Raw genomic sequence first — 5424 nt, 5'->3', positions numbered from 1 at the left:
AGTGAAATAATTATAAAATTAATGGAAAAAGAAGAAATGTTAAAAAAATTACAAGAGGAATTATTAGAAACTAACAAAATAGTTCAAGAAAAAGAGGATTTATCTAAAGAATATCTGAAGCACTTGGAAAGATTACAAGCTGATTTTGATAATTATAAAAAACGCCAAGAAAAAAAACAAAAGGATTTCATTGAATTTGCAAACGAAGGGCTAATACATAATTTATTATCTGTGGTGGATAATTTAGAAAGAGCTTCGGATTCTGTTGAAAAGGATACAGATGCCCAGTCAATTAAGAAAGGCATCAATAATACTTTAAAAGAATTCCAAAATATTTTACAAAAAGAAGGGGTTAAACCTATGCATTCAATTGGTCATCAATTTGACCCTTCTAAACATGAAGCGGTAATGAAAATAGAAACAGATAAATATTTTGACAATACGGTAACAGAAGAATTCCGAAAGGGTTACTATATAAAGTCAAAAGTATTAAGACCGGCAATGGTAAAAGTGTCGGTTTCTACAAAAGAAAAAGAACAAGAAAAAGAACAGGAAAAAGAAGATACTAATAAAAAATAATTTAAATGAAAGAAAATTAAGAAAAGGAGAAATAATAAAATGGGAAAAATAATTGGAATTGATTTAGGAACAACTAATTCAGCAGTAGCAGTGATAGAAGGAGGCAAACCGGTTATTATAGAAAATGCAGAGGGAGGCAGAACGACTCCTTCTATGGTTGCCTTTACTAAAAAAGGGGAAAGGTTAGTGGGTCTACTTGCTAAAAGACAAGCGGTTACTAATCCTGATAATACAATATTTTCGGTTAAAAGACTAATTGGCAGAAGATATAATGATGAGCAAGTAAAAAGAGCGAAAAAAATGCTGCCTTTTAAAGTTATCCCGGGGGAACATACTGATATTAAAATCGAAATTCAGGGAAAAGATTACAGCCCACAAGAAATTTCAGCAATGATCCTACAAAAACTTAAAAAAGATGCTGAAGATCATATCGGAGAGAAAATAAGTGATGCAGTTATTACTGTGCCCGCTTACTTTAACGACAATCAAAGAGAAGCCACTAAAAGCGCTGGAAAAATTGCCGGCTTAAATGTGGTTAGGATTATTAATGAACCGACAGCAGCTGCTTTTGCCTACGGATTTGACCGGAAAAAAAATGAAAAAGTAGCAGTATATGACCTAGGTGGCGGAACCTTTGACATATCTATTTTAGATATTGGTGAAGAAAGAGTTTATGAAGTTAAGTCAACTAATGGAAACACTTTTTTAGGTGGCGATGATTTTGACCAAAGAGTAATACAATGGTTGGTGGACAGTTTCAAAAAAGAAAATGGCATAGATCTAAAAAATGATCAGATGGCTTTGCAAAGATTAAAAGAATCAGCAGAGAAAGCAAAATGTGAATTATCTTCATCCTTGGAAACTGAGATTAATTTACCTTTCATCACTGCTGATGCCAATGGTCCAAAACATTTGAACATCACTCTGACCAGAGCAAAATTAGAACAGCTTACCGAAGATCTTATTGAGAGCACCATTGAACCATGTCATAAAGCTCTGGAAGATGCTAAATTAAAAGCAGAGGATATAGATGAAGTCATCTTAGTGGGTGGACAAACCCGGATGCCTAAAGTACAGGAAACTGTAAGAAAGATATTCGGAAAAGAAGCGAATAAAGGAGTTAATCCTGATGAAGTAGTGGCTATGGGAGCTGCCATTCAAGCTGGTATTTTAGGAGGCGAGGTAAAGAAAGATATTTTATTATTGGATGTTACACCACTATCTTTAGGTATAGAAACTTTGGGCGGAGTGTGTACCAGGTTAATTGATAGAAATACTACCATTCCTACCTCCAAAAGTCAGATATTTTCCACTGCTGCTGATAATCAATCAGCCGTTGATATAAATATCTTACAAGGCGAAAGGTCTATGGCTAAAGACAATACCAGTTTAGGGCGATTTCAGTTAGCTGGCATACCTTCGGCACCAAGAGGAATTCCTCAAATTGAAGTAACTTTCGATATCGATACAAACGGTATTCTCAATGTTAAAGCCAAAGATTTAGGCACTCAGAAAGAACAGAAAATCACTATTACTGCTTCCAGCGGATTAAGCGATGAGGAGATAAATAAAAAGGTTAAAGAGGCAGAAAAGTATGCTGAAGATGATAAAAAAATGAAAGAAAAAATAGAACTTCGAAATCAAGCAGATACCTTGATCTATTCTGTGGAGAAAACACTTAAAGAATCCGGAGATAAAGTTAGTGAAGAAGAAAAAAATAGGATAAATTCAGATATTAAAGATCTAAAAGAAGCCTTGGAAAAAGACAATGCAGAAAATATCAAATCGGGCATTGAAAAGTTAACTACCTCTTCCCATAAACTTGCTGAGGAAATTTATAAGAAAGCAGCGGAGCAAACTCAACAACAGGAGACGGCCAAGGAGAGTGAAGAGAAAGAGCAATCTGAAAGTGAAGAGAAGAAAGATGAAGAGAAGGTAGTCGATGCTGATTATGAAGTAGAGAAGGACGATAACAAGAAAGATTAGCTATTCACTAAAATTTGATAAAGAAAAGTTGAATGTAAGATATGGGGGCTCAATTCATCAAATCTATCTGTTTAAGAGGAAATGAATCGATCCCCCTTCTTGAATAAGAAATATTGAAGTGACACATATTTCGATAATAATATTATTGCTCATTTTAGCAATAGTTGGGTTGAAAATTTATATTTATAACTCATTAATCAGTTAGCTAATTAGACAATAAACAACTTGAATTTAAAGAGGGGACCATTAATTGACAAAAAAAGATTACTATGAAATCTTGGGAGTGAAAAAAGAAGCTACTCCGGAAGAAATAAAAAAAGCATACAGAAATCTTGCTCTAAAATATCACCCTGATAGAAATTCATCTGATGGCGATACGGAAAACAAGTTTAAAGAAATCAATGAAGCCTATCAAGTGCTTAGCGACCCGGAAAAAAGAGCAAGGTACGATCAATTTGGGTCAGCCGAAGGTATGGGTGGATTTGATTTTCAGGGAAGAGGTTCTAGTGATTTCGGTAACTTTGGAGATTTTGGTGATATTTTTGATTCTTTTTTTGGAACAAGAACTCGAAGAAGCGATGGAAGAGCTCGTCCTCAAAGAGGAGCTAATTTAAGATATAATTTAGAAATTAGCTTTGAAGATGCTGCTTTTGGAAAAGAAACTAAAATAGAAATTCCGGGTTGGGAGAATTGCTCGGTATGTCAAGGAAGTGGAGCAAAACCAGGAACATCTCCCCAGACTTGCCCTGATTGCCATGGAACGGGCGAGATTAAAAGCACTCAAAGTACAATGTTTGGTCAATTTGTGAATATAAATACCTGCCCTCGGTGTGGAGGTGAAGGTAAAATAATAAAGGAAGCTTGCATCAATTGCCGAGGTACAGGAAAAGTAAAGAAAAATAAAAGTATAAAGGTAAAAATCCCTGCTGGTGTTGATACCGGACATAGATTAAGAATTTCTGAAATGGGAGAACCGGGAGAAAAAGGTGGTCCATCTGGTGATTTATATATCGTTTTACAAGTTAAACCCCATAAGCTATTTAAACGATCAGGGATAGACATAAGTTATACCCATCCAATTAGTTTTATAAAAGCTGCCTTAGGCGGAACTACTACTGTCCCTACTCTGGAAGAAAAAGCAAAGCTAAAAATACCTGCTGGCACCCAACCAAATAGCGTATTTAGACTTCGAGGAAAAGGAATTTATAAAATTGGAACTCAGCAGAGAGGGAATCAATATATTAAAATTATAGTAGAAATTCCTAAAAAGATGAATGAAAAGCAAAAAGATTTATTATTAGAATATGCAAAATTAGATGGCGAAGACCTGGAAAAATTAGGAGAAAAAGGTATTTTTGCTAAATTCAAAAATGCTTTTGGATAAAAAGAGGAGCCATTTATTATTAAAGTTGCCTTCAAAACACTCGGATGTAAAATAAATCAATACGAAACAGAAAGTCTGATTAATCTTTTTATAGAAAAAGGCTTCCAATTAGTAAATTTTCATCAAAAAGCTGATATCTATATCATCAATACTTGTACCGTTACTCAAGAAGCGGATCGAAAATCCAGACAGATGATAAGGAATGCCATTCGTCAAAACGGAAAATCAAAGATAATTGTCACCGGCTGCTATGCCCAATCTGATTATGGAGAGTTACAAAATATACAAGGGATAAGTCTGATAGCAGGTAATGGGGAAAAAAGTGATATTTTACAACAAATAGAAAAAATTGATTTTAATAAAACAACGATAAGCGTAAAGCCGGCAAAATATCTTAAAAAATACGACCATATTCTGAAAAATGAATTTAGCAGCTTACATACCCGCGCTTGGCTAAAGATACAAGATGGCTGCAATAGATTTTGTACTTATTGTAAAGTTCCCTATGTTAGAGGTCCTGCTCGAAGTAGATCTGTGGAAGATATAATGGAAGAAGTATCTGATTTATGTAATAACGGAGTTAAAGAAGTAGTCCTCTCAGGAATTAATTTGGGTTCTTATGGTAAAGATATAAGCAAGAATAATATAAATTTAGCAAAATTAATTTCTCTGATTAGTAATTTTGAAAAAATAAAAAGAATTCGCTTAAGTTCAATTGAATTAATTGATCTCGATTCAGAATTATTGAATATTATCGAACAATGTTCTAAATTTTGCCATCACTTGCATATTCCTCTGCAAAGTGGCGATGACCAAATTCTTCGTCTTATGAACCGCCCTTATAATACTTCGAATTTCTACCAAAAAATTTCTCTGATAAAAAAAGCCATACCCGACATAGCAATTACTACTGATATTATGGTGGGTTTTCCCTATGAAGATAGTAATAGTTTTGAGAAAACATTTAATTTTGCCCGAAAAAATTGCTTTGCAAAAATACACGTTTTTCCCTATTCCGATCGTAAAGAATGTTTAGCGGCTTTATTACCCGTTAAAGTCGATAATATAAGCAAAAAAGAAAGAAGTAAATTATTGCAGGAATTATCTAAAAAATTGTTACACGATTTTCAAAAAAAATTCCTTGATAGCATTGCTGAAATTTTGGTTGAAGGTCAAACAAAAGACCAAGAAGGAAAAATATACTCCAAAGGTATTACCTCTAATTACCTCAAAATAATGATTCCCGATTATGTCGGTAAAAAGGGTGACATTGTTCGTGTCAAATTAAATCAAATCTGTTCTAATTATATTCTTTCTTCGGCTTTAAATTAGTGTTTAGGTTATAATTAGATTGGAGCATAGAGAAAATTAGTATCCAGTATATCGAGCCAAGAATGAGAAAGATAGAAAGAAAACTATATCTTTTTTTTACTGATCTTGATACTGATTTTACTATATACTATATGCTTGATACT

General features: G+C 33.6%; 4 protein-coding genes. All 4 read left to right on the top strand.

The genetic code is table 11. From position 1 onward, the window contains the following. Positions 1-21 precede the first annotated feature (21 nt). The 4 genes from ENO17_10140 to mtaB all read left to right on the top strand — a co-directional run bounded on the left by ENO17_10140 (position 22) and on the right by mtaB (position 5281). Positions 22-579, top strand: coding sequence for a nucleotide exchange factor GrpE (locus ENO17_10140; GenBank protein ID HER25391.1), 558 nt, complete (start codon positions 22-24; stop codon positions 577-579). Between the two features lie 39 nt (positions 580-618). Continuing rightward, entirely contained in the window at positions 619-2565 is a 1947-nt protein-coding gene (dnaK, locus tag ENO17_10135; protein HER25390.1) for a molecular chaperone DnaK, read from the top strand. Between the two features lie 250 nt (positions 2566-2815). After that, positions 2816-3949, top strand: coding sequence for a molecular chaperone DnaJ (gene dnaJ / locus ENO17_10130; GenBank protein ID HER25389.1), 1134 nt, complete (start codon positions 2816-2818; stop codon positions 3947-3949). A 15-nt stretch (positions 3950-3964) separates the two neighbouring features. Continuing rightward, the gene (mtaB, locus tag ENO17_10125) at positions 3965-5281 is read left to right on the top strand and encodes a tRNA (N(6)-L-threonylcarbamoyladenosine(37)-C(2))-methylthiotransferase MtaB (GenBank protein ID HER25388.1); all 1317 of its coding nucleotides are present in this window, start codon (positions 3965-3967) and stop codon (positions 5279-5281) included. The last annotated feature ends 143 nt before the right edge of the window (positions 5282-5424 follow it).

Source organism: Candidatus Atribacteria bacterium (assembly GCA_011056645.1).
GTDB classification, from domain to species: domain Bacteria; phylum Atribacterota; class Phoenicimicrobiia; order Phoenicimicrobiales; family Phoenicimicrobiaceae; genus Sediminicultor; species Sediminicultor quartus.
Note: the sequence above shows the minus strand (reverse complement) of the source record. Positions and strands in the feature narration are given on the sequence as shown.